The sequence below is a fragment of the Actinacidiphila polyblastidii genome, assembly GCF_036353415.1.
GTDB classification, from domain to species: Bacteria; Actinomycetota; Actinomycetes; order Streptomycetales; family Streptomycetaceae; genus Actinacidiphila; species Actinacidiphila polyblastidii.
Genome location: NZ_JAZEWV010000004.1, coordinates 179831 through 202197, shown reverse-complemented (window position 1 = coordinate 202197; position 22367 = coordinate 179831). Strand labels below are relative to the sequence as shown.

Genomic DNA, 22367 nt, shown 5'->3' with positions numbered 1-22367 from the left:
GAGCTCGCGCCGGGCTGGCGCCCGGACCGCGCTGGGCGTTGCGCCCTGCCGGGGGCGCGGGCAACCGGCCGCCGGCCGGTGGTCCGGTCGGCGACCGCAGTTGCCCCTTCGGGCCGGTGGCGTCGTGCAGCTGTCGTGGTGGCTGGTCGCGCAGTTCCTCGCGCCCCTGAAAAGCCCCGGGCGGAGCCCGGTGGGCGCGTACGATCGGCGCGCGGTGGGGATACGGAGGACCAATGGCGGGGACGGCGGAGCCGACCGGCAGCGCGCTGGTGGAGCTGCGGGGCGTCAGCAGGACGTACGGGGAGAGAAAAGCACTGCACCCGCTGGACCTGCGGCTCGACGCGGGGCGGTGCATCGCGCTGTACGGCCACAACGGCTCGGGCAAGTCGACGCTGCTGCGGATCGCAGGTGGCCGGGACGCGCCGACGGCGGGGCGCGCGCTGTTCGACGGCCGGCCGGTCGACGAGGACGACCCGCAGGTGCGGGCGCGCGTCGCCGTCGTCGGCGACACCGTGGCCTGCTACCCGGACCTCACCGTCCGCGAGCACCTCGAACTGGTCACCGTGGCACACGCGGTGGACGACGCGGACAGCTGGATCGACGAGATCCTCGCCGACCGCCGGCTGGCGGACCACGCGCACGCGCTGCCCGGCTCGCTCTCCTCCGGCCAGATGCAGTCGCTGCTGCTGGCCGCCGCGCTGGTGCGCCCGCGCGACCTGCTCATCCTCGACGAGCCCGAGCAGCGCCTCGACCCCGAGGCCCGGCAGCGGCTGGCCGACCTGCTGGTCGCCGAGAAGCAGAGCGGCGTCGCGGTGCTGCTCGCCACCCATCAGCCCGACCTCGCGCGGACCGTCGCCGATCACATGATCGCCCTGGAGGACGGCCGGGTCATCGCCGAGGGCCCGCCGGCCGTCGTCCTGGACGACCTCGGCCGGCGCCCGTGACCGCCGAGGACGCGGGCGCGGTCGAGGCGGGCGCGGTCGAGGCGGGCTGGGTCGAGGCGGACGACGACAGGACCGCCGAGACGCTCGCCTGGCTGCGCCGCAAACGCCGCGCGCACCGGCGGCAGCAGGGCCGCGACCTGGCGGTGCTGCTGTACACGCTGGTGCTCGCCGCCGTCGCGTACGGCAGCGGTGTCGCCGTGCACTTCCTGCGCGGGCTGAACGAGGGCGCGGACTACGGCGGTTTCGGCGAGGGCCTGGTGCGGGCGGTGCCCGCGCTGTTCACGCTGCTCGGCGGCGTGCTGGCGCTGGTCGCCGCCCGGGATGCGCTGTGGCGCGGCCCGGTGGTGGTGCCGGGGCCCAGCGTGGGCTGGCTGCTGGCGCAGCCGGTGCGGCGCGGGGCGGTGCTGCGGCCGTGGTTCCGGCTGTCGGCGTGGCTGGCGCTCGCCCCGGGGGCGGCCGGCGGCCTGGTGGGCGCGGTGGCGCTGCGCGTCACCGGGCGGGCGCCGATCGGGGAGGCGCTGGCCGCGGCGCTGCCCGGCGCGCTGTGCCTGCCGCTGCTCGCGGTGGCGCTCGGCATGGCGGTGGAGCGCCGTGCCCGCTGGGCGCGTGCGGTGCGCCGCTGGAGCGGCCCCGCCCTGCTGCTGCTGATCGCGCTGGCCGGGCAGACGTGGGCGGCCGGCGCCGGGCACCGGGTGCGCGCGCTGGAGTGGGTCGAGCTGTGGGCCGGGCCGTGGGGGTGGGCGGCCCAGCCGGTGGTGCGGGCCTGCGGCGGCGCGGCGCCCGGCTGGCCCGCCGCGGTCGCGCTGCTCGTCGTGGCGACGGCCGCGGCGGTCGCGCACGCGCACCGGGACGCGGCCGCGGTGCCGACCGCCCAGTTGCGGGTGCGGGCGGCCACCGCCACCACCGTGGCCTCGGTCGCCTGGTCGCTGGAGCTGCGCGCGGCGAAACTCGCGCTGATGGAGGCGGGCGGCGGGCAGTCCGGCCGGCTGGTGCGGCTGCGGCCGCCGCGCGGCCGGTCCGGCCGCAGGCTCGCCGTGGTGTGGCGCGACGCGCTCGCGCTGCTGCGCGCGCCCGGCCGGCTGGGGCGCGCCGCGCTGTGGGCCGCCGCTGCGGCGGGCGCGGCCGGGCTCGGCGCGGACCTCGGCGGAGAGCGGCGCCCGGTCGGCCTGGTCGTCGGCCTGCTCTGCGGGTACCTCGCGGTGGGGGCGCTCGCCGAGCCGGCCCGGGTCGAGACGGACGACCTGCGGCGGTCGGCCTGGTCGCCGTACCGGCTGCGCACGCTGATGCTTCAGCACGGGGTCGTGCCGCTGGTGCTCGGGGTGGTGCTGGCGGTGCTCGCGGCGGTTCCGTTCGCCGTGCGCGGGGAGCCGTGGGCGCTGGTGCTGATGCCGGTGTGCGTGCCGCCGTTCACCGTTGCCGCGCTGTACGGGGCGTGTCGCGGGCCGGCCCGCACGCAGCTCATGTTCCTCGGCGGGGGATCGCCGGTCGGCAGCCCGGGGCCGCTCATCTACCTGGCCTGGTACGCGGCCGGGCCGCTCGTCTCCGTCGTCGTCCTCGCCCTCGTCCTCGACCCGGCGGTCGTCCACCCTTCCGCTGCCGATGCCGCTCGCGCGGCGTGGATCGCCGCGCTTCTGACCACGGCGCTCACCCTCGTCGTCCGCCGGTCCGCCGACCGCCTGCTGGAACACTGAGATCCGCGCGACGCGCTCCGCGGGCACCGGGCGCACCGGGCGCTCAGGACCGCCCGGAGGCGGCGTAACGCGGCAGGTTCTCCGTGGAGATCGTCCACGCGCCGATGGTGACGTCCTCGCCGTAGACGAAGTCCTTGCGCGTCGCGTAGCGCGGGCCGTCGGGCGTGGAGTGGATGTCGTCCAGCACCGCACCCTGGCCGGTCCGGGGATCGAAGATCACGTAGACCGGGATGCCCATCTGCGGGTAGTCACGCATTTTGCCGACCCAGTCGTTGTCCGGGTTGGACCGCGACACCACCTCGATGGCGGCGAGCAGCGTCCGCGGGTCGAAGGACCCCTCGACCTCCATGTCGGCTTCCGCGATCACGATGATGTCCGGATGGCGGATCACGCCCTGGTCGACGTCCTCGATGTCGGGCGTGCCGGTGTGGGCGAACAGGCCGTCCGGCAGGACCTTCTCCAGCCGCCGTCCGACGCGCGCGGCCGTCAGCTCGTGCGGCCCGCCCGGGACATCAGGTCGTGAACGATTCCTTCCCTGGTGATCTCCAGCTTGCCGGGGACGTCGAACTGCATCCGCTCGACGATGTCCCGCATCGCCTGATACTGGAGTGCGTCATGCCGTGCGTCGTCGGGGGCGATGGTCATGACACGCACTCCTCTCTGCGGATGGCCGGCCAGGCCGGGGCTGGAAACCCGCTCCCATGGTATCCGGGGAGCCCGGTTGCGGACGGTTGTCACGAGGTCAGGGCCGGGTCGGCGCAACTTGGGGGCAGGTCGAGTTCGGCCCAGACGGTCTTGGTGGGGGAGGGGCCCGAGGTGACGCCCCAGCGGTCGGCGAGCGCGGCGACGAGCAGCAGGCCGCGGCCGGACTCCGCGGCGTCGTCCGCCTCGCGCGCGGCGACCGGCAGCCGGTCGCCGCGCGCGTCCGCCACCTCGATCCGCAGCACGGTCGCCGAGGCGACGAGCGTCAGCCGGAAGTCGCGTCCGGGCACCCGCCCGTGCGTGACCGCGTTCGCGGTGAGTTCGGCGACGATGTGCGCGGCCGCCTCGTGCGGCAGCCCCCACGCGCGCAGTTGCCCGGCGGCGGCCGTCCGCGCGCGGTGGGCGTTGCGCCGCGAGGCCGCCCACTGGATGCTGAACCGGCCTGCGGCCGGGGTGAGTTCGGGGATACGGATGTCCTGGGTCACCCCACCGAGAGTGGCCCCGTCCACCCCCTCCGACCAGCCGCGACGCCCGTACCGCCGCCTCCTGGGCGGGTGCTGTACGGCCACCCGCCGGCCCTGTACGGGCCCGGCGGAAACATTCACGCGTGACTTTATGTGACTTCCCCGGACACGCACAGTCGCCTCTTCATACGCTTGCGTCTCGAAACGACCTGTACAGAGCGTGGCGGTGCTGACATGGACGCTGAGAAGGACGAATCCCGGTGGGACGCGAGCCTGGAGGACGACTCCACCGGGGTCATGCGGATGGTCGGCCGCTTGATCAAGTCGCGGCGCGAGCTGGCCGGGCTCACCCAGGCGGAGCTGGGCGCGGCCATCGGCTACGGCGAGGAGATGGTCTCCAAGGTCGAACGCGGAGTCCGCGTCCCCAAGGCGGAGTTCCTCGACAACGCGGACCGCGTCCTGAAGGCGGGCGGCTTCCTGGCCGCGATGAAGCCGGACGTCGCGGAGGCCCGCTACCCCAAGAAGGTGCGGGATCTGGCCAAACTTGAGGCTGACGCCGTTGAGTTGGGGGCGTACGGCAACACCGTGGTGCATGGCTTGTTGCAGACCGAGGAGTACGCGCGGGCGAACTACCGTGAACGGCGCCCGACGTACGGCGAGGACGAACTCGAACGCTTGATGGCAGGGCGGATGGACCGGCAGCGGATCTTCGAGCGGCATCCGGCTCCGCTCCTGACCTTCGTGCAGGAGGAGGTAGTGCTCCGTCGCCCGGTCGGGGGCAAGATGGTCAGGCAGCACCAGCTCGAACGCCTGTTGGACTTGGGTAGGTTGCCGCACGTTCAAATTCAGGTGATGCCCACCGAGAGCGAGGAGCACGCTGGGCTGGGCGGCTCGCTTCAAGTGCTCAAACTGATCGACGGATCGGCCGTAGGGCACAACGAGGTGCAGCTGACCAGCCGCTTGATCAGCGACCCGAAGGAGGTCCAGATCTTGGAGATGCGGTATGGCATGATCCGAGCGCAGGCCCTCACGCCGCGTGATTCGCTGGCCTTCATCGAGAAGTTGCGGGGAGAGAGATGAGCCTCAAGCCCTCCACCGGGGCCGGTTCCGTGCCGGAGTGGGTCAAGTCCAGTTACAGCACGAACGACGGACCGGAGTGCGTCGAGGTGGCCTGGACGAAGTCCAGCTACAGCAGTAACGACGGCCCCGACTGCGTCGAGGTCGCCACCTCGCCGGAGGCGATCCTCGTGCGGGACTCCAAGGACCCGCAGGGTCCCCACCTGACGCTCACGCCCGAGGCGTGGACCACCTTCGTCGCGTTCGCGTCGGAGCACACCGACGCGGTGTGACGTCGACGCGGCGGGGCAACCGACAGACATGGCTGTCTTGCGCAGATTCGCCCGGCCCTTGCTGGCCTCGATGTTCATCAGCGGTGGCTACGACGCGGTGCGTGAGCCCGCGGCGCTGGTGCCCGCCTCCCTGCCGGTGACCGACCCAGTCGCCTCGACGGTGGCGCCGCGCACGTCGCTGCTCCCCGAGAACCCGGAGGACCTGGTCCGGCTCAACGGCGCCGTGCAGCTGGGCGCGGGGGTGCTGCTCGCGCTGGGGCGGCTGCCGCGCCCGGCCGCGCTGGCGCTCGCCGTGACCCTGGTGCCGACGACGCTCGCCGCCCATCGGTTCTGGGAGGTCGAGGACAAGGAGGAACGGGCCGTGCAGCGGACCCACTTCCTCAAGAACGTCTCGCTGCTCGGCGGCCTGCTGATCGCCGCCGCCGACACGCACGGCAAGCCGTCGCTGGCGTACCGCACCCGGCGTGGCACCCGGCACGCGTCCGACGCCGTGTCGCAGCAGGCGCACGCGGTCGTCGACCGCGCCGGCGACGTGGTCGGCAGCGCCGCGGACGGCGTCAGCGGCGCCGTCGGATCGGTCCGCAAGCACCTGCCCTGACCCCACTCGACCTCACTCGACGTCGGCGCCGCCGACGTCGCCGTCGTCCTCCTCCTCGGCGGCCGGGCGTGCGCCCGGCCGCCGCCGTACGGGCGGCGGCTCGAAGCTGACCTCGACCCGCTCGAAGCCCTTGAACGTCTCCGTCATGGCGTACGAGGTGTAGGCGCGCTGGTCGGCGGCGCTCAGCGTGACGTGGTCGGTGAACGGCGTGAGCAGGCTGCGCGGCCACAGCCGGCGGGCCCGTACGGACGCGGTCTCGGCGGCCAGCACGAAGATCAGCGCGCCGAGGTAGATCCAGGTGACCAGGCCGAGCACGATGCCGAAGAGGCCGTACGTCGCAGTGGTGCCGGTCAGTTCGTGGCGTACGTAGAAGGTCCCGGCCCACTGGACGCCGTGCCAGAGCACCGCCGCGCAGGCCGCGGTGCCGCCCAGCGGCCGCCAGGTCACGGTGCGCGGGCCGAGCACCCGGAAGGCGGCGAGGACCAGCGCCGCGTTCAGCGCCACCGACAGCAGGGCCGCGACGAGGCGCGGAGCGGCCCCGAAGTGCTCCCCGAAGCTGCTGGTCTGGGCGGAGAGCGCGGCCAGCGCGGTGCTGGCGACCAGGCCGGCGCCGAGGACGAGCACCGCCAGCAGGCTGCGCAGCCGGGCGCGGAACGGGTCGGGGCGGACGTACCGCGGTACCGCCCACACCTTGGCCAGGGCGTTCTGCGCGGCCTGCGCGACGCCGAGGACACCGTAGAGGCCGCCGAGCGCGCCCGCGGCGACCGCCAGCGGACTGCCCTTGAAGGAGCGGATGTTCTCGCCGATCTGGTCGCCGATGACCGGGAACTGGCTGAGCGCCGAGTGCAGCACCTGGCGCTGCGCCGCGGGGTCGCCGTGCAGCACGAAGCCGAGCACCGAGACCAGCAGGAGCAGCAGCGGGAAGACCGACAGGAAGCCGTAGAAGGCGATCAGGGCGGCGAGGTAACCGCCCTGGTCCTCGGCGAACTTGTACACCACCGCGACCGGGACCCCGGCCCACGGCCGGCGCCGCTGGAAGGCGTCGAACCGGCGGACGCTGCTGCGCACCTCCACCCCCAAGCGGTGTGGGCCGACATCACCCGTCTTCTGCCCCGCCGGGCGCGGTTGAGACGCCGCCGGGACACCGCACGGGGGCAGGCCGCGGGCCACCGGTGTCGGGTTGCCGACGTTGTCGGATCTCGCCGGTGTGCGGGCGGGCGGCCGCCTCTACGGTGCAGCGGTCACCCTCGCCGCCCGTCGGCGCCGCCTGCGGACCACCCCACCGCGCAGGGGGCGCCGGCCGTCGGCTCCCCACCGGAGAGGACACCCGACACGATGAAGTCCACGTCGATATCCCGGCAGGCCCGCGCGGCCGGCCTGGCGGCGGCGACAGCCCTCGCGGGGCTGGCGCTGCTGCCGGGCGCCGCGCAGGCCGCGCCGGCGCCGGCCGCCAGGGCCGCCGTGCAGCCGGCCGGCTGCGCCACCGCGGAGCCAGGGCACGCCAACTGCTGGGCCGAGCGGCTGACGGGCGTGCAGGGCGCGACGGGCGTGCGGCCCGCGGTGCCCTCGGGCATGGGCCCGTCCGACATCCAGTCCGCGTACCGGCTGCCGAGCGGCGGCAGCGGCGTCACCGTCGCGATCGTCGACGCCTACGACGACCCGCGGGCGGAGTCGGACCTGGCGACGTACCGCAGCCAGTACGGGCTGCCGGCGTGCACCACGGCCAACGGCTGCTTCCGCAAGGTCGACCAGCGCGGCGGCACCTCCTACCCGCAGGGCGACGCGGGCTGGTCGGAGGAGATCACCCTCGACCTCGACGCGGTCTCGGCGGCCTGCCCGCAGTGCCGCATCCTGCTGGTGGAGTCCGACGACAACAACGACCCGAACCTCTACGCCGCCGACGACCAGGCGGTGCGGCTCGGCGCCAAGCTGGTGTCGAACTCCTGGAGCTCCTCGGAGGACTCCACCCAGGGCCAGGACGAGAGCCACTGGAACGTGCCGGGCGTGCTCTTCGCCTTCGCCACCGGGGACAACGGCTACAGCGGCGGCACCCAGTACCCGGCGTCCTCGCAGTACACCCTCGCGGTCGGCGGCACCTCGCTGAAGCGCGACTCCAGCACCCGCGGCTGGTCGGAGAGCGCGTGGAGCGGCGCGGGCTCCGGCTGCTCGCAGTACCGCACCCGCTCGACGTGGCAGGCGGGCGTCAGCACCGGCTGCTCCCGCGAGGCGAACTCCGACGTGTCGGCGGACGCCGACCCGCAGACCGGCCTGGCCATCTACGACACCTACCAGGCGGCGGGCTGGCAGCAGTACGGCGGCACCAGCCTCGCCACCCCGCTGATCACCGCGATGTACGCGCTGGCCGGCGCGCCGGGCGCGAACGACGACCCGGCCGCGTACCCGTACGCGCACACCGACCAGCTGAACGACGTGACCACCGGCACCAACGGCAGCTGCGGCACGGCGATCTGCGCGGCGCGCACCGGTTGGGACGGGCCGACCGGGCTCGGCACCCCGGCGGGCGTGGGCGCGTTCACCGCGGGCGGCAGCCAGCCGCCCCCCGGCGACCTGACCGTCACCGGCCCCGGCGACCAGAGCGGCACCGTCGGCACGGCCGTCACGCCGGTGAAGGGCTCGGCCGGCGGCGGCACCGCTCCGTACACGTGGTCGGCGTCCGGGCTGCCGGGCGGCCTGGCGATCGACGCCTCGTCCGGCACGATCAGCGGCACGCCCACCGCGGCCGGCAGCTTCCGCACCACGCTGACCGCCAAGGACAGCACGGGCAGGACCGGTTCCGCGGCCTTCACCTGGACGGTCAAGGGCACGGGCGGTGGCGGCGGCACGGTCACCGTGACCAACCCCGGGCAGCAGTTCGGCTTCACCGGGTTCCAGTCCATCCCGTTGCAGATCCAGGCGAGCGACAGCGCCGGCGAGGCGCTGACCTTCACCGCGACCGGGCTGCCGGCGGGGCTGTCCATCAGCCGCAGCGGCGCGGTCTCCGGCACGCCCACCGTCGCCGGCACCCGCACGGTGACCGTCAGGGCCGTGGACGCGGACGGGGTTTCCGGCACGACCAGCTTCCTGTGGACGGTCTACCGGGCATTCTGACCACAGGGCCCGTCCTTCCTCCCCGCCGTGCGGGGCGGCTCGCGCCGCCCCGCACGGACCCGCGTTCCCCTCCCGCCGACCGGACACGAGGTGCCGCCGATGGACCATCTGCTGAAGCCGGTCGGCCTCGGGCCGGTGGAGAGCGACGTCTACCTGCACCTGCTGGCGCACGCGCAGGCCGCGGTGCCGCAGATCGCGCAGGCGCTGGAGGTGGCCGCGCCGCGGATACGCACCGCGCTGGCGCGCCTCGCCGCGGCCGGGCTGGCGAACCGGCTGCTCGGCCGGCCGGTGCGCTGGATCGCCGCGCCGCCCGAGGTGGCGCTGGACGCGCTGGTGCTCCACCACCACCAGGAGCTGGACGGGCTGCGGGTGCAGGCGCGGGAGCTGTCGCTGCGCGCGAAGGCCACCGAGGGCGCGGGCCCCGGCGACCTGATCGAGGTGCTGGAGGGCGCGGACGCGGTGCTGCGCGCGCTGACCCGGCTGGAGCTGGGCGCCCGCGAGGAGGTGCTGATCATCGACAGCCCGCCGTACCTCCAGGCGGGCTCGCTCAACACCAACGAGCTGCAGGCGCTCGCCCGGGGGGTGTCGTACCGGGCGATCTACCACGCGCCGACGCTCGCCGAGCCGGGCGGCAGCCAGCTGCTGGAGCAGTACCTGGCGGTGGGGGAGCAGGCCCGCGCGCTGCCGGAGATCCGGATGAAGATGCTGATCGCCGACCGGGAGCAGGCGATCGTGCCGATCAGCTTCACCGGCACCGACGCGGCGACCCGGCTGCTGATCCGCCGCTCGCCGCTGCTGGACGCGCTGCTGCTGGCGTTCGAGACGCTGTGGGAGCGGGCGACGCCGCTCGGCGGGGCCGCCGACTGCCGGCGGGGTCCCGATCCGCGGGACCTGGCGGTGCTGCGGCTGATGGCCAGCGGCGCCAAGGACCGGACGATCGCCCGCGCGCTGAACATCACCGAGCGCACCGTGGAGCGCCGGGTCGCGGACATCCTGCGCCATCTGGACGCCTCCACCCGCTTCCAGGCGGGCGTGAAGGCCGCCCGGCTGGGGTGGCTGTCGGACGACCGGTGAGACCGCCGCGCACCTGTGTTTGGGGTCTCGCCACGGAGGGGTAAGCTACCCGGCTCGATTGGCGTGGGGTGCGCCCGGTATGGCAGACTACTCAAGTTGCTCGGTCGAGCGCCGATGCTGCGCGCCTCCCGTCGGGAGGACCGGAAGCGAGTCCCACAGTACTCGTCGCCTTATCTGCCCTGGTGGGCAGCGCTGGGGCGGACGTACGGGAATCTTCCGGGAAGCGTCAGTGCGGCTCCGGCCAGGCATCCGGTGGGTGTTTTCTCCCACGCAAACCCCTTGATCAGGGCTTTTCCGCATGCGGGAAAACCATGGCGAGGAGTGCGACACGCCCGACCGCGTGGGTCGGCGCAAGCGGATGCCGGAGCTCAAAAAGAGACAAGGACTACGGAGTAGCCATGGCGGGACAGAAGATCCGCATCCGGCTCAAGGCCTACGACCACGAGGTCATCGACTCCTCGGCGAAGAAGATCGTCGAGACGGTGACCCGCACTGGTGCGCAGGTCGCAGGCCCGGTGCCGCTGCCCACTGAGAAGAACGTGTACTGCGTCATCAAGTCGCCGCACAAGTACAAGGACTCGCGCGAGCACTTCGAGATGCGCACGCACAAGCGCCTGATCGACATCCTCGACCCGACGCCCAAGACCGTTGACTCGTTGATGCGCCTGGACCTTCCGGCCGGCGTCGACATCGAGATCAAGCTCTGAGAGGCGCGGAGAAGATGACCAAGCAGATCAAGGGCATCCTGGGCGAGAAGCTCGGCATGACCCAGGTCTGGGACGAGAACAACCGTGTCGTCCCCGTGACCGTCGTCAAGGCCGGCCCCAACGTCGTCACCCAGGTGCGTACCAACGACCTCGACGGCTACGAGTCGGTCCAGATCGCCTTCGGCGAGATCGACCCGCGCAAGGTGAACAAGCCCCTCAAGGGCCACTTCGCGAAGGCCGACGTCACCCCCCGCCGCCACCTGGTGGAGCTGCGTACCGCAGACGCCGGTGAGTACACGCTCGGCCAGGAGATCACCGCTGCGGTGTTCGAGGCCGGCGTCAAGGTGGACGTGACCGGCAAGAGCAAGGGCAAGGGCTTCGCCGGTGTCATGAAGCGTCACAACTTCAAGGGCCTCGGCGCCGGCCACGGTGTCCAGCGCAAGCACCGCTCGCCGGGCTCCATCGGCGGCTGTGCCACCCCCGGTCGCGTGTTCAAGGGCATGCGCATGGCGGGCCGCATGGGCAACGAGCGGGTCACCACCCAGAACCTGACCGTCCACGCCGTTGACGCGGAGAAGGGCCTGCTCCTGATCAAGGGTGCGGTTCCCGGTCCGAACGGCGGCCTCGTCCTGGTCCGCACCGCGGCCAAGGGGGCCTGAGGATAATGAGCAGCATTGACATTCTGTCGCCCGCGGGCGACACCGCCGGGACCGTAGAGCTTCCGGCCGAGATCTTCGACGCCAAGGTCAGCATCCCGCTGATCCACCAGGTCGTCGTCGCGCAGCTGGCCGCGGCCCGTCAGGGCACGCACAAGGTCAAGACCCGTGGCGAGGTCCGTGGTGGCGGCAAGAAGCCGTACCGCCAGAAGGGCACCGGCCGCGCCCGCCAGGGCTCGACCCGTGCGCCGCAGTTCGCCGGCGGTGGCGTCGTGCACGGCCCCGTGCCGCGTGACTACTCGCAGCGGACCCCGAAGAAGATGAAGGCCGCCGCGCTGCGCGGTGCCCTCACCGACCGGGCCCGCCACAACCGCATCCACGTCGTGACCGGCGTCGTCGACGGCGAGAACCCGTCGACGAAGGCGGCCAAGACCCTGTTCGGCAAGATCAGCGAGCGCAAGAACCTGCTGCTGGTCGTCGAGCGCGCGGACGAGGCCGGCTGGCTGTCCGCCCGCAACCTGCCCCAGGTGCACATCCTGGACGCGGGCCAGCTGAACACGTATGACGTGCTCGTCTCCGACGACGTGGTCTTCACCAAGGCCGCCTTCGACCGCTTCATCGGTAACGGCGACGCCGAGACCGAAGGGAGCGACGCCTGATGGCCGAGCACACCGAGACCGCGATCACCAGCAAGACGTACACGGACCCCCGTGACCTGCTGATCAAGCCGGTGGTCTCCGAGAAGAGCTACGCGCTGCTGGACGAGAACAAGTACACGTTCGTCGTCGACCCGCGTGCGAACAAGACCCAGATCAAGCAGGCCGTCGAGGCGGTCTTCCAGGTCAAGGTCACCGGGGTCAACACGATCAACCGGCAGGGCAAGCGCAAGCGCACCCGCACCGGTTTCGGCAAGCGCGCCAACACCAAGCGCGCCATCGTGACCCTTGCCGAGGGCGACCGCATCGACATCTTCGGCGGCCCGGTCTCCTAACGGAGATCGGAGTCGTTCAGAAGTCCGGAACTTTCCGAGGACTGAGAAATGGGTATCCGCAAGTACAAGCCGACGACGCCGGGCCGTCGTGGCTCCAGCGTCGCCGACTTTGTCGAGATCACGCGGTCCACGCCGGAGAAGTCGCTGGTCCGCCCCCTGCACAGCAAGGGCGGCCGTAACAACGCCGGTCGTGTGACCGTTCGCCACCAGGGCGGTGGCCACAAGCGCGCCTACCGTGTCATCGACTTCCGTCGCCATGACAAGGACGGCGTGCCCGCCAAGGTCGCGCACATCGAATACGACCCCAACCGCACCGCGCGCATCGCGCTGCTGCACTACGCGGACGGCGAGAAGCGCTACATCCTCGCCCCCGCGAAGCTCCAGCAGGGCGACCGGATCGAGAACGGCGCCAACGCCGACATCAAGCCGGGCAACAACCTGCCGCTGCGCAACATCCCGGTGGGTACCACGATCCACGCGATCGAGCTGCGGCCCGGTGGCGGCGCCAAGATCTCCCGCTCCGCGGGCGCCTCGGTGCAGCTGCTGGCGAAGGAAGGCAACATGGCCACCCTTCGCATGCCGTCCGGCGAGGTCCGGATGGTCGACGTCCGCTGCCGCGCCACCATCGGTGAGGTCGGCAACGCCGAGCAGTCGAACATCAACTGGGGCAAGGCCGGCCGCATGCGGTGGAAGGGCGTCCGCCCGACCGTCCGCGGTGTCGCCATGAACCCGGTGGACCACCCGCACGGTGGTGGTGAGGGCAAGACCTCCGGTGGTCGCCACCCGGTCTCCCCGTGGGGTCAGAAGGAGGGTCGTACTCGTTCTCCCAAGAAGGCGAGCAACAAGTACATCGTCCGCCGCCGCAAGACGAACAAGAAGCGCTAGGAGCGGGTGTAGATGCCGCGCAGTCTCAAGAAGGGGCCCTTCGTCGACGACCACCTCATCAAAAAGGTGGACGTACAGAACGAGGCCGGCTCCAAGAACGTCATCAAGACCTGGTCCCGCCGCTCGATGATCGTCCCGGCGATGCTGGGCCACACGATCGCGGTGCACGATGGCCGTAAGCACGTCCCGGTGTTTGTCACTGAGTCGATGGTCGGCCACAAGCTCGGCGAGTTTGCGCCGACCCGCACCTTCCGCGGCCACGAGAAGGACGACCGCAAGTCGCGTCGTCGCTGATCACACGATCAAGCGTCACGCGAGAGCGACAGACATGACTGACACCGAAGGGACAACCATGGAAGCCAGGGCCCAGGCGCGGTACATCCGCGTCACGCCCATGAAGGCCCGCCGCGTGGTGGACCTCATCCGTGGCATGGATGCCACGGAGGCTCAGGCGGTCCTGCGTTTCACCCCGCAGGCCGCGAGTGAGCCGGTCGGCAAGGTGCTTGCGAGCGCCATCGCCAACGCCGCGCACAACTACGACCACACGGACGCCGAGTCGCTGTTCATCAGCGAGGCGTTCGTGGACGAGGGCCCGACCCTGAAGCGGTTCCGGCCGCGCGCCCAGGGCCGCGCCTACCGGATCCGCAAGCGGACCAGCCACATCACCGTGGTCGTCGCCAGCAAGGAAGGGACCCGGTAATGGGCCAGAAGGTTAACCCTTACGGGTTCCGGCTCGGCATCACCACGGACTTCAAGTCCCGGTGGTACGCCGACAAGCTGTACAAGGACTACGTCAAGGAAGACGTCGCCATCCGCCGGATGATGACGCAGGGCATGGAGCGGGCCGGCATCTCCAAGGTGGAGATCGAGCGCACCCGTGACCGCGTCCGCGTCGACATCCACACCGCCCGGCCGGGCATCGTCATCGGCCGCCGCGGCGCGGAGGCCGACCGCATCCGCGGTGACCTGGAGAAGCTGACCGGCAAGCAGGTCCAGCTGAACATCCTCGAGGTCAAGAACCCGGAGATGGACGCTCAGCTGGTGGCCCAGGCCGTCGCCGAGCAGCTGTCCTCCCGTGTCTCCTTCCGCCGCGCCATGCGCAAGAGCATGCAGGGCACGCTGAAGGCCGGCGCCAAGGGCATCAAGATCCAGTGCGGCGGCCGTCTCGGCGGCGCCGAGATGTCCCGCTCGGAGTTCTACCGCGAGGGCCGGGTGCCCCTGCACACGCTGCGCGCGAACGTGGACTACGGCTTCTTCGAGGCCAAGACCACCTTCGGCCGCATCGGCGTCAAGGTGTGGATCTACAAGGGCGACGTGAAGAACATCGCCGAGGTCCGCGCCGACAACGCCGCAGCCCGCGCGGGCAACCGCCCGGCCCGCGGCGGCGGCAACGAGCGTCCGCAGCGCCGCGGTGGCGAGCGCGGCGGCGAGCGCGGTGGCCGTGGCCGTCGTCCCCAGGGCGAGGCGCCCGCAGCCGTCAAGGCTGAGGCACCCGCCGCCGCTGAGGCTCCGGCCGCGGAGACCCCCGGAACGGAAGGCTAAGTACCATGCTGATCCCCCGCAGGGTCAAGCACCGCAAGCAGCACCACCCCGGTCGTGACGGCATGGCCAAGGGCGGCACGGAGCTGGCGTTCGGTGAGTACGGCCTGCAGGCCGTCACCCCCGCCTACGTGACCAACCGGCAGATCGAGTCCGCTCGTATCTCCATCACCCGTCACATCAAGCGCGGCGGCAAGGTCTGGATCAACATCTACCCGGACCGCCCGCTGACGAAGAAGCCCGCCGAGACCCGCATGGGTTCCGGTAAGGGTTCGCCGGAGTGGTGGATCGCGAACGTCAAGCCGGGACGGGTGATGTTCGAGCTGTCTTTCCCGAACGAGAAGGTTGCCCGCGAGGCGCTCACCCGCGCCGCGCACAAGCTTCCGATGAAGTGCCGCATTGTGCGGCGCGAGGCAGGTGAGTCGTGATGGCGGCCGGTACCAAGGCGACCGAGCTGCGCCAGCTGGGCGACGAGGAGCTCGTCGGCAAGCTGCGTGAGGCCAAGGAGGAGCTGTTCAACCTCCGCTTCCAGGCGGCCACCGGACAGCTGGAGAACAACACCCGGCTGAGGACCGTCCGCAAGGACATCGCCCGGATCTACACGCTGATGCACGAGCGCGAGCTGGGCATCGAGACCGTGGAAACGGTGGAGAACGCCTGATGAGCGAGAACAACGTGACTGAGACGACTGAGCAGCGCGGATTCCGCAAGACCCGTGAGGGCCTTGTGGTCAGCGACAAGATGGACAAGACCGTCGTGGTCGCCGTCGAGGACCGTGTGAAGCACGCCCTCTACGGCAAGGTCATCCGCCGCACCAACAAGCTCAAGGCGCACGACGAGCAGAACGCCGCCGGCATCGGCGACCGCGTCCTCCTGATGGAGACCCGGCCGCTGTCCGCGACGAAGCGCTGGCGTGTCGTGGAGATCCTCGAGAAGGCCAAGTAAGGCCGAGTAATCCCTGAGCGGGTGTCCGCTCAGGACCGTTCCGTCAGGCTCGGCGGGGTCGGTGCACACCGACCCCGCCGGGAACCGACGCGACAAACAGGAGATAGACGTGATCCAGCAGGAGTCGCGACTTCGTGTCGCCGACAACACTGGTGCCAAGGAGATCCTTTGCATCCGTGTTCTCGGTGGCTCGGGTCGCCGCTACGCGGGCATCGGTGACGTCATCGTCGCCACCGTCAAGGACGCGATCCCCGGTGGCAACGTGAAGAAGGGCGAGGTCGTCAAGGCTGTCGTCGTGCGCACCGTCAAGGAGCGCCGCCGTGCCGACGGCTCGTACATCCGCTTCGACGAGAACGCGGCCGTCATCCTCAAGAACGATGGCGACCCGCGTGGCACCCGAATCTTCGGCCCGGTGGGCCGTGAGCTGCGCGAGAAGAAGTTCATGAAGATCGTCTCGCTCGCGCCGGAGGTGCTGTAACCGATGAAGATCAAGAAGGGCGACCTGGTCCAGGTCATCACCGGTAAGGACAAGGGCAAGCAGGGCAAGGTCATCGTGGCCTTCCCCCGCGAGGACCGCGTCCTGGTCGAGGGTGTCAACCGGGTCAAGAAGCACACCAAGGCCGGTCAGACCGACCGCGGTTCCAAGACCGGCGGCATCATCACCACCGAGGCGCCGATCCACATCAGCAACGTGCAGCTGGTTGTTGAGAAGGACGGCAAGAAGGTCGTGACCCGCGTCGGCTACCGCTTCGACGACGAGGGCAACAAGATCCGCGTTGCCAAGCGGACCGGTGAGGACATCTGATGACTGCCACCACTACGGCACCGCGTCTGAAGGCGCGCTACCGCGAGGAGATCGCGGGCAAGCTGCGTGACGAGTTCAAGTACGAGAACGTCATGCAGATCCCCGGTCTCACCAAGATCGTGGTCAACATGGGTGTGGGCGACGCCGCCCGCGACTCCAAGCTGATCGAGGGCGCCATCCGCGACCTCGCCACGATCACCGGCCAGAAGCCGCAGATCACCAAGGCCCGCAAGTCGATCGCGCAGTTCAAGCTGCGCGAGGGTCAGCCGATCGGCGCCCACGTCACCCTCCGCGGTGACCGCATGTGGGAGTTCCTCGACCGACTGCTGTCGCTGGCGCTGCCGCGCATCCGCGACTTCCGGGGCCTGTCCCCCAAGCAGTTCGACGGCCGCGGCAACTACACCTTCGGTCTCACGGAGCAGGTCATGTTCCACGAGATCGACCAGGACAAGATCGACCGCGTCCGGGGTATGGACATCACCGTGGTCACCACGGCGACCAACGACGCTGAGGGCCGTGCGCTCCTTCGTCACCTCGGCTTCCCGTTCAAGGAGGCGTGAGCCGTGGCGAAGAAGGCTCTCATTGCCAAGGCCGCTCGCAAGCCCAAGTTCGCTGTGCGCGCCTACAACCGCTGCCAGCGCTGTGGCCGGCCGCACTCCGTCTACCGCAAGTTCGGCCTGTGCCGTGTGTGCCTTCGTGAGATGGCCCACCGCGGCGAGCTGCCGGGCGTGACCAAGAGCTCCTGGTAGTCCCGACAAGGGACTCCCGGAAGCTCTCGGTAAGCAGATGGCCGGCGAGACCCCAGCCTTTCATCCCGTAAGGTAGAAGGGTTGGGCGCTCGCCGCCCGCATCGACTTACTACGCCGTAGGTCCACCGCATCGCACCCGTCCCGACGTACCCGCCACGGCGAGTACCTCTCGGGGAGAGGGACCCTGCACCAGGAAACCCCGGCGAGAGAGGCCCAGGGCCAACTCATGACCATGACCGACCCCATCGCAGACATGCTCACCCGTCTGCGCAACGCGAACTCGGCGTACCACGACGACGTCGTGATGCCGTTCAGCAAGATCAAGTCGCACATCGCGGAGATCCTCCAGCAGGAGGGCTACATCACCGGCTGGAAGGTCGAGGACGCCGAGGTCGGCAAGAACCTCGTCCTGGAGCTGAAGTTCGGCCCCAACCGCGAGCGCTCGATCGCCGGCATCAAGCGGATCAGCAAGCCGGGTCTTCGGGTTTACGCAAAGTCCACCAACCTGCCGAAGGTGCTCGGCGGCCTGGGCGTGGCGATCATCTCCACGTCCCACGGGCTGCTCACCGGCCAGCAGGCGCAGAAGAAGGGCGTGGGTGGGGAAGTCCTCGCCTACGTCTGGTAACCGGGAAAGCGAGGTATAGCAATGTCGCGCATCGGCAAGCTGCCCATCTCGGTTCCCGCCGGAGTGGACGTCACCATCGACGGCCGCACGGTCGCGGTGAAGGGCCCCAAGGGCTCTCTCACCCACACCGTCGCCGCGCCGATCGAGATCGCGAAGGACGGGGACGGCACGCTGCTCGTCACCCGCCCGAACGACGAGCGTGTCTCGAAGGCCCTGCACGGCCTGTCCCGCACGCTGGTGGCGAACATGATCACCGGCGTGACCGCGGGCTACAGCAAGGCGCTCGAGATCAGCGGTGTCGGCTACCGCGTCCAGGCGAAGGGCTCCAACCTGGAGTTCGCGCTGGGCTACAGCCACCCGATCCTCGTCGAGGCACCTGACGGGATCTCCTTCAAGGTCGAGTCCCCGACCAAGTTCTCGGTCGAGGGCATCGACAAGCAGAAGGTCGGCGAGGTCGCCGCGAACATCCGCAAGCTGCGCAAGCCCGACCCGTACAAGGCCAAGGGCGTCAAGTACGCCGGCGAAGTCATCCGCCGCAAGGTCGGAAAGGCTGGTAAGTAGCCATGGCATACGGTGTGAAGATCGCCAAGGGCAAGGCGTACAAGGGAGCGGCGCTCAAGCGCCGTCACATCCGGGTCCGCAAGCGGATCTCCGGGACGGCCGAGCGTCCGCGCCTGGTCGTGACGCGTTCCAACCGCGGCATCGTGGCCCAGGTCATCGACGACCTGGCAGGCCACACGCTCGCGTCCGCGTCGACCCTCGACGCGTCCATCCGCGGCGGCGAAGGCGACAAGAGCGCCAAGGCGAAGCAGGTCGGCCAGCTCGTGGCCGAGCGTGCGAAGGCCAAGGGCGTCGACGCTGTCGTGTTCGACCGTGGCGGCAACCAGTACGCGGGGCGCATCGCCGCCCTGGCGGACGCCGCCCGCGAAGCCGGTCTGAATTTCTAGCCGGTTCCGTTAGCTAGCGGAGAAACGCCGAAGAGATCGAGAGGTAATTCCAATGGCTGGACCCCAGCGCCGCGGAAGCGGTGCCGGTGGCGGCGAGCGACGGGACCGTAAGGACCGGCGGGACGGTGGCCAGCAGGCCGAGAAGACCGCCTACGTCGAGCGGGTCGTCGCGATCAATCGCGTCGCCAAGGTTGTGAAGGGTGGTCGTCGCTTCAGCTTCACCGCGCTGGTCGTGGTGGGCGACGGTGACGGCACCGTGGGTGTCGGTTACGGCAAGGCCAAGGAGGTGCCGGCCGCCATCGCCAAGGGTGTGGAGGAGGCCAAGAAGCACTTCTTCAAGGTCCCCCGTATCCAGGGCACCATCCCGCACCCCATCCAGGGTGAGAAGGCCGCGGGCGTCGTCCTGCTCAAGCCGGCTTCCCCCGGTACCGGCGTCATCGCCGGTGGCCCGGTGCGCGCCGTGCTGGAGTGCGCGGGCATCCACGACGTGCTGTCCAAGAGCCTCGGCTCGGACAACGCGATCAACATCGTGCACGCCACGGTGGCCGCTCTCCAGGGCCTTCAGCGGCCCGAGGAGATCGCCGCCCGCCGCGGCCTGCCGATCGAGGACGTCGCGCCCGCCGCCCTGCTGCGGGCCCGTGCCGGAGTGGGTGTGTGATGGCGCGCCTGAAGGTCACGCAGACCAAGTCCTACATCGGCAGCAAGCAGAACCACCGTGACACCCTGCGTTCGCTCGGGCTCAAGCGCCTGCACGACGTCGTGGTCAAGGAGGACCGCCCGGAGATCCGCGGCATGGTCCACACCGTCCGCCACCTCGTCACGGTTGAGGAGGTCGACTGATCATGGGTGACAACCCGATCAAGATCCACAACCTGCGTCCTGCTCCTGGCGCCAAGACCGCGAAGACCCGTGTGGGTCGCGGTGAGGGCTCCAAGGGCAAGACGGCCGGTCGTGGCACCAAGGGCACCAAGGCCCGCTACCAGGTTCCGGCACGCTTCGAGGGCGGGCAGATGCCCCTCCACATGCGGCTGCCGAAGCTCAAGGGCTTCAAGAACCCGTTCCGCACCGAGTACCAGGTCGTCAACCTGGACAAGCTCGCCACCCTCTACCCCGAGGGTGGCGAGGTCACCGTGGCCGACCTGGTCGCCAAGGGTGCCGTGCGCAAGAACCAGCTCGTCAAGGTGCTCGGCACCGGCGAGGTCTCCGTGGCGCTGCAGGTGACCGTTGACGCGGCCTCCGGCTCCGCCAAGGAGAAGATCGCCGCTGCCGGTGGCAGTGTCACCGAGCTCGTCTGAGCCCGGATGCGACACCCGACCGGGGATGCCCAGTACGTGGGGGCATCCCCGGTCGTTCTCTTCCTATGACTTTCCTTTCCTGGTTGGTCATTCCCGGTGGGGCCGCCTCGCCGGTATGGTGGCTGACGCTGCTCTCTTCCCGAACCTCATCAGACCGTCCTTCCGCCCTGCGCGGGGGGTGCAGGAGGCACCGTGCTCACCGCGTTCGCCCGGGCGTTCAGGACGCCCGACCTGCGCAAGAAGCTGCTCTTCACGCTGGCCATCGTGGTGGTGTACCGGCTCGGCGCGCACGTTCCGGTGCCAGGTATCGACTACACGGTGGTCAACGAGTGCGTGAAGCAGACGAAGGGCAACAACAGCCTCTTCGGTCTGGTGAACATGTTCAGCGGCGGCGCGCTGCTGCAGCTCACCATCTTCGCGCTCGGGATCATGCCGTACATCACGGCCAGCATCATCCTCCAGCTGCTCACCGTGGTGATCCCGCGGCTGGAAGCCCTCAAGAAGGAGGGCCAGGCCGGCACCACGAAGATCACCCAGTACACCCGCTACCTGACGGTGGCGCTCGCCGTCCTGCAGGGCACCGGCCTGGTGGCCACCGCCCGCTCCGGCAGCCTCTTCTCCACGTGTAACCAGACCGACCAGATCGTGCCCAACCAGTCGATCTTCACCACGGTGACCATGGTCACGTGCATGACCGCGGGCACCGTGATGATCATGTGGCTCGGCGAGCTGATCACCGACAAGGGCATCGGCAACGGCATGTCCATCCTGATGTTCGTCTCCATCGCGGCCGGCTTCCCCGGCTCGCTGTGGGCGATCAAGGTCTCCGGCAAGATCGCCGGCGGCTGGGTGGAGTTCCTGGCGGTCATCGCGGTCGGCCTGGCGATGGTCGGCCTGGTGGTCTTCGTCGAACAGGCGCAGCGCCGCATCCCGGTGCAGTACGCGAAGCGCATGATCGGCCGGCGGTCCTACGGCGGCACCTCGACGTACATCCCGCTGAAGGTCAACCAGGCGGGTGTGATCCCGGTCATCTTCGCCTCGTCGCTGCTCTACATCCCGGCGCTGATCGTCCAGTTCTCCGGATCGACGTCCGGCTGGGCGCAGTGGATCAGCCGCAACTTCACCAAGGGCGACCACCCGATCTACATGGCCGCCTACTTCCTGCTGATCGTCTTCTTCGCCTTCTTCTACGTCGCGATCTCCTTCAACCCCGAAGAGGTCGCCGACAATATGAAGAAGTATGGTGGGTTCATCCCGGGTATCCGGGCCGGTCGTCCCACCGCGGAATACCTCAGTTACGTGCTCAACCGCATCACGTGGCCGGGCTCGCTGTACCTGGGTCTCATCGCCCTCGTTCCGACGGTCGCCATCGCGATCTTCAACGGGAGCAACGGCAACTTCCCGCTGGGCGGCACCAGCATCCTGATCATCGTGGGTGTGGGCCTGGAGACCGTGAAGCAGATCGAGAGCCAGCTCCAGCAGCGTAACTACGAAGGGTTCCTCCGCTGATGCGAATCGTCCTGGTCGGGCCGCCCGGCGCCGGCAAGGGTACGCAGGCCGCGTTCCTCGCCAAGAACCTGTCGATCCCGCACATCTCCACGGGCGACCTGTTCCGCGCCAACATCAGCCAGGGCACGGAGCTTGGCCGCAAGGCCAAGGAGTACACGGACGCGGGCCTGCTCGTGCCGGACGAGATCACCATCGGGATGGCCACCGACCGGATGCAGCAGTCCGACGCCGAGAACGGCTTCCTGCTGGACGGCTTCCCGCGGAACGTCGGCCAGGCCGAGGCGCTCGACGTCTTCCTGACCGACGCGGGCATCGGGCTCGACGCGGTCCTGGACCTCGAGGTCCCCGAGGACGAGGTCGTCAAGCGGATCGCCGGCCGCCGGCTGTGCCGCAACAACGACAAGCACCTCTTCCACGTCGACTACAGCCCGCCGCAGGCCGAGGGCGTCTGCGACGTCTGCGGCGGCGAGCTGTACCAGCGCGCGGACGACACCGCGGAGAAGGTCCGGGTCCGGCTGGAGGAGTACCACAGCAAGACCGAGCCGATCATCGACTACTACAAGCAGCAGGGCCTGGTGCAGACGATCTCCGCGCTCGGCGCGGTCGCCGACGTGACCGCGCGCGCCATGGAGGCGCTGCGGGCCGGCGAGCGGCGGTAACACCAGCGCCACCCCGGCCGCGCCCGCGCGACGCGGCCCCGGTACGGCAATCGGCCGTGGTGCCCTCAGGGGCGCCACGGCCGTATCGTTGAACGGGCACAACCGACACGAGGAAGGCGTCAGCC

At 70.3% G+C, this 22367-nt stretch carries 32 protein-coding genes and 1 pseudogene; 30 read left to right on the top strand and 3 right to left on the bottom strand.

Annotation, left to right across the window (positions count from 1 at the left end):
• The first annotated feature begins 233 nt into the window (after positions 1-233).
• Both V2S66_RS07745 and V2S66_RS07740 read left to right on the top strand, forming a co-directional pair.
• Positions 234-944: an ABC transporter ATP-binding protein gene (locus V2S66_RS07745; RefSeq protein ID WP_330793764.1), complete on the top strand. Its 711-nt coding sequence runs from the start codon at positions 234-236 to the stop codon at positions 942-944.
• A complete protein-coding gene (locus V2S66_RS07740; RefSeq protein ID WP_330793763.1) occupies positions 941-2635 on the top strand; it encodes a hypothetical protein in 1695 nt (564 codons plus the stop codon). Before V2S66_RS07745 ends, V2S66_RS07740 begins: the two co-directional genes overlap by 4 nt.
• Positions 2636-2678: 43 nt before the next feature.
• Here V2S66_RS07740 and V2S66_RS07735 read toward each other — a convergent pair.
• Positions 2679-3280, bottom strand: a pseudogene (locus V2S66_RS07735) (Uma2 family endonuclease).
• Positions 3281-3369: 89 nt separating this feature from the next.
• Positions 3370-3822 carry an ATP-binding protein gene (locus V2S66_RS07730; protein ID WP_330793762.1) on the bottom strand — a complete coding sequence of 151 codons (453 nt, stop codon included), beginning with the start codon at positions 3820-3822 and terminating at the stop codon, positions 3370-3372.
• A 213-nt stretch (positions 3823-4035) separates the two neighbouring features.
• Here V2S66_RS07730 and V2S66_RS07725 point away from each other — a divergent pair, with 213 nt between their 5' ends.
• The 3 genes from V2S66_RS07725 to V2S66_RS07715 are packed head-to-tail and all read left to right on the top strand — an operon-like array spanning position 4036 to position 5748.
• A complete protein-coding gene (locus V2S66_RS07725) occupies positions 4036-4881 on the top strand; it encodes a helix-turn-helix domain-containing protein (protein WP_330793761.1) in 846 nt (281 codons plus the stop codon).
• Positions 4878-5150 carry a DUF397 domain-containing protein gene (locus V2S66_RS07720; RefSeq protein WP_330793760.1) on the top strand — a complete coding sequence of 91 codons (273 nt, stop codon included), beginning with the start codon at positions 4878-4880 and terminating at the stop codon, positions 5148-5150. The genes V2S66_RS07725 and V2S66_RS07720 overlap by 4 nt, the downstream gene beginning before the upstream one ends.
• 28 nt (positions 5151-5178) lie before the next feature.
• Entirely contained in the window at positions 5179-5748 is a 570-nt protein-coding gene (locus V2S66_RS07715) for a DoxX family protein (RefSeq protein ID WP_330793759.1), read from the top strand.
• 12 nt (positions 5749-5760) lie between these two features.
• Here the strand turns inward: V2S66_RS07715 and V2S66_RS07710 are convergent, their stop codons facing one another.
• Positions 5761-6816 (bottom strand): YihY/virulence factor BrkB family protein, encoded by a 1056-nt coding sequence (locus tag V2S66_RS07710; RefSeq protein ID WP_330793758.1) that lies wholly within the window; start codon positions 6814-6816, stop codon positions 5761-5763.
• A 267-nt stretch (positions 6817-7083) separates the two neighbouring features.
• On the opposite strand from V2S66_RS07710, the gene V2S66_RS07705 reads away from it, so the two are divergent.
• The 25 genes from V2S66_RS07705 (at position 7084) to V2S66_RS07585 (ending at position 22242) form a co-directional block, all read left to right on the top strand.
• Positions 7084-8856, top strand: a complete 1773-nt coding sequence (locus V2S66_RS07705; protein WP_330793757.1) for a putative Ig domain-containing protein — start codon at positions 7084-7086, stop codon at positions 8854-8856.
• A gap of 99 nt (positions 8857-8955) precedes the next feature.
• A complete protein-coding gene (locus V2S66_RS07700; protein WP_330793756.1) occupies positions 8956-9930 on the top strand; it encodes a helix-turn-helix transcriptional regulator in 975 nt (324 codons plus the stop codon).
• 398 nt (positions 9931-10328) lie between these two features.
• Positions 10329-10637 (top strand): 30S ribosomal protein S10, encoded by a 309-nt coding sequence (gene rpsJ, locus V2S66_RS07695; protein ID WP_014144312.1) that lies wholly within the window; start codon positions 10329-10331, stop codon positions 10635-10637.
• A gap of 14 nt (positions 10638-10651) precedes the next feature.
• A complete protein-coding gene (rplC, locus tag V2S66_RS07690; protein WP_330793755.1) occupies positions 10652-11296 on the top strand; it encodes a 50S ribosomal protein L3 in 645 nt (214 codons plus the stop codon).
• Positions 11297-11301: 5 nt separating this feature from the next.
• Complete coding sequence (gene rplD, locus V2S66_RS07685) at positions 11302-11952, top strand: 50S ribosomal protein L4 (protein WP_330793754.1); 651 nt, start codon at positions 11302-11304, stop codon at positions 11950-11952.
• The gene (gene rplW, locus V2S66_RS07680; RefSeq protein WP_330793753.1) at positions 11952-12284 is read left to right on the top strand and encodes a 50S ribosomal protein L23; all 333 of its coding nucleotides are present in this window, start codon (positions 11952-11954) and stop codon (positions 12282-12284) included. The genes rplD and rplW overlap by 1 nt, the downstream gene beginning before the upstream one ends.
• 48 nt (positions 12285-12332) lie before the next feature.
• Positions 12333-13169 (top strand): 50S ribosomal protein L2, encoded by an 837-nt coding sequence (rplB, locus tag V2S66_RS07675; protein ID WP_330793752.1) that lies wholly within the window; start codon positions 12333-12335, stop codon positions 13167-13169.
• A 12-nt stretch (positions 13170-13181) separates the two neighbouring features.
• Positions 13182-13463, top strand: a complete 282-nt coding sequence (gene rpsS, locus V2S66_RS07670) for a 30S ribosomal protein S19 (protein WP_330793751.1) — start codon at positions 13182-13184, stop codon at positions 13461-13463.
• Between the two features lie 58 nt (positions 13464-13521).
• Positions 13522-13869 (top strand): 50S ribosomal protein L22, encoded by a 348-nt coding sequence (rplV, locus tag V2S66_RS07665; RefSeq protein ID WP_330793914.1) that lies wholly within the window; start codon positions 13522-13524, stop codon positions 13867-13869.
• Positions 13869-14711, top strand: a complete 843-nt coding sequence (gene rpsC / locus V2S66_RS07660) for a 30S ribosomal protein S3 (protein ID WP_330793750.1) — start codon at positions 13869-13871, stop codon at positions 14709-14711. The genes rplV and rpsC overlap by 1 nt, the downstream gene beginning before the upstream one ends.
• A 5-nt stretch (positions 14712-14716) precedes the next feature.
• On the top strand, positions 14717-15136 hold the full coding sequence (gene rplP, locus V2S66_RS07655) for a 50S ribosomal protein L16 (RefSeq protein ID WP_188284648.1): 420 nt from the start codon (positions 14717-14719) through the stop codon (positions 15134-15136).
• The gene (rpmC, locus tag V2S66_RS07650) at positions 15136-15369 is read left to right on the top strand and encodes a 50S ribosomal protein L29 (RefSeq protein ID WP_330793749.1); all 234 of its coding nucleotides are present in this window, start codon (positions 15136-15138) and stop codon (positions 15367-15369) included. Before rplP ends, rpmC begins: the two co-directional genes overlap by 1 nt.
• On the top strand, positions 15369-15653 hold the full coding sequence (gene rpsQ, locus V2S66_RS07645; RefSeq protein WP_326451242.1) for a 30S ribosomal protein S17: 285 nt from the start codon (positions 15369-15371) through the stop codon (positions 15651-15653). The genes rpmC and rpsQ overlap by 1 nt, the downstream gene beginning before the upstream one ends.
• 109 nt (positions 15654-15762) lie before the next feature.
• Positions 15763-16131, top strand: coding sequence for a 50S ribosomal protein L14 (gene rplN, locus V2S66_RS07640; RefSeq protein WP_069462148.1), 369 nt, complete (start codon positions 15763-15765; stop codon positions 16129-16131).
• 3 nt (positions 16132-16134) lie between these two features.
• Entirely contained in the window at positions 16135-16458 is a 324-nt protein-coding gene (rplX, locus tag V2S66_RS07635) for a 50S ribosomal protein L24 (protein ID WP_330793748.1), read from the top strand.
• Positions 16458-17018, top strand: a complete 561-nt coding sequence (gene rplE, locus V2S66_RS07630; protein WP_330793747.1) for a 50S ribosomal protein L5 — start codon at positions 16458-16460, stop codon at positions 17016-17018. Before rplX ends, rplE begins: the two co-directional genes overlap by 1 nt.
• A 3-nt stretch (positions 17019-17021) precedes the next feature.
• Positions 17022-17207, top strand: a complete 186-nt coding sequence (locus tag V2S66_RS07625; RefSeq protein WP_030890724.1) for a type Z 30S ribosomal protein S14 — start codon at positions 17022-17024, stop codon at positions 17205-17207.
• 226 nt (positions 17208-17433) lie between these two features.
• Positions 17434-17832, top strand: coding sequence for a 30S ribosomal protein S8 (rpsH, locus tag V2S66_RS07620; RefSeq protein WP_093713219.1), 399 nt, complete (start codon positions 17434-17436; stop codon positions 17830-17832).
• 21 nt (positions 17833-17853) lie between these two features.
• Complete coding sequence (rplF, locus tag V2S66_RS07615) at positions 17854-18393, top strand: 50S ribosomal protein L6 (protein ID WP_330793746.1); 540 nt, start codon at positions 17854-17856, stop codon at positions 18391-18393.
• 2 nt (positions 18394-18395) lie between these two features.
• A complete protein-coding gene (rplR, locus tag V2S66_RS07610; protein WP_330793745.1) occupies positions 18396-18779 on the top strand; it encodes a 50S ribosomal protein L18 in 384 nt (127 codons plus the stop codon).
• Between the two features lie 52 nt (positions 18780-18831).
• The gene (gene rpsE, locus V2S66_RS07605; RefSeq protein WP_031524774.1) at positions 18832-19437 is read left to right on the top strand and encodes a 30S ribosomal protein S5; all 606 of its coding nucleotides are present in this window, start codon (positions 18832-18834) and stop codon (positions 19435-19437) included.
• Positions 19437-19619, top strand: a complete 183-nt coding sequence (gene rpmD, locus V2S66_RS07600; RefSeq protein WP_031524772.1) for a 50S ribosomal protein L30 — start codon at positions 19437-19439, stop codon at positions 19617-19619. Before rpsE ends, rpmD begins: the two co-directional genes overlap by 1 nt.
• A gap of 2 nt (positions 19620-19621) precedes the next feature.
• Positions 19622-20074 carry a 50S ribosomal protein L15 gene (gene rplO, locus V2S66_RS07595; protein ID WP_413966324.1) on the top strand — a complete coding sequence of 151 codons (453 nt, stop codon included), beginning with the start codon at positions 19622-19624 and terminating at the stop codon, positions 20072-20074.
• 192 nt (positions 20075-20266) lie between these two features.
• On the top strand, positions 20267-21583 hold the full coding sequence (gene secY / locus V2S66_RS07590; RefSeq protein ID WP_330793744.1) for a preprotein translocase subunit SecY: 1317 nt from the start codon (positions 20267-20269) through the stop codon (positions 21581-21583).
• The gene (locus V2S66_RS07585) at positions 21583-22242 is read left to right on the top strand and encodes an adenylate kinase (RefSeq protein WP_330793743.1); all 660 of its coding nucleotides are present in this window, start codon (positions 21583-21585) and stop codon (positions 22240-22242) included. The genes secY and V2S66_RS07585 overlap by 1 nt, the downstream gene beginning before the upstream one ends.
• The last annotated feature ends 125 nt before the right edge of the window (positions 22243-22367 follow it).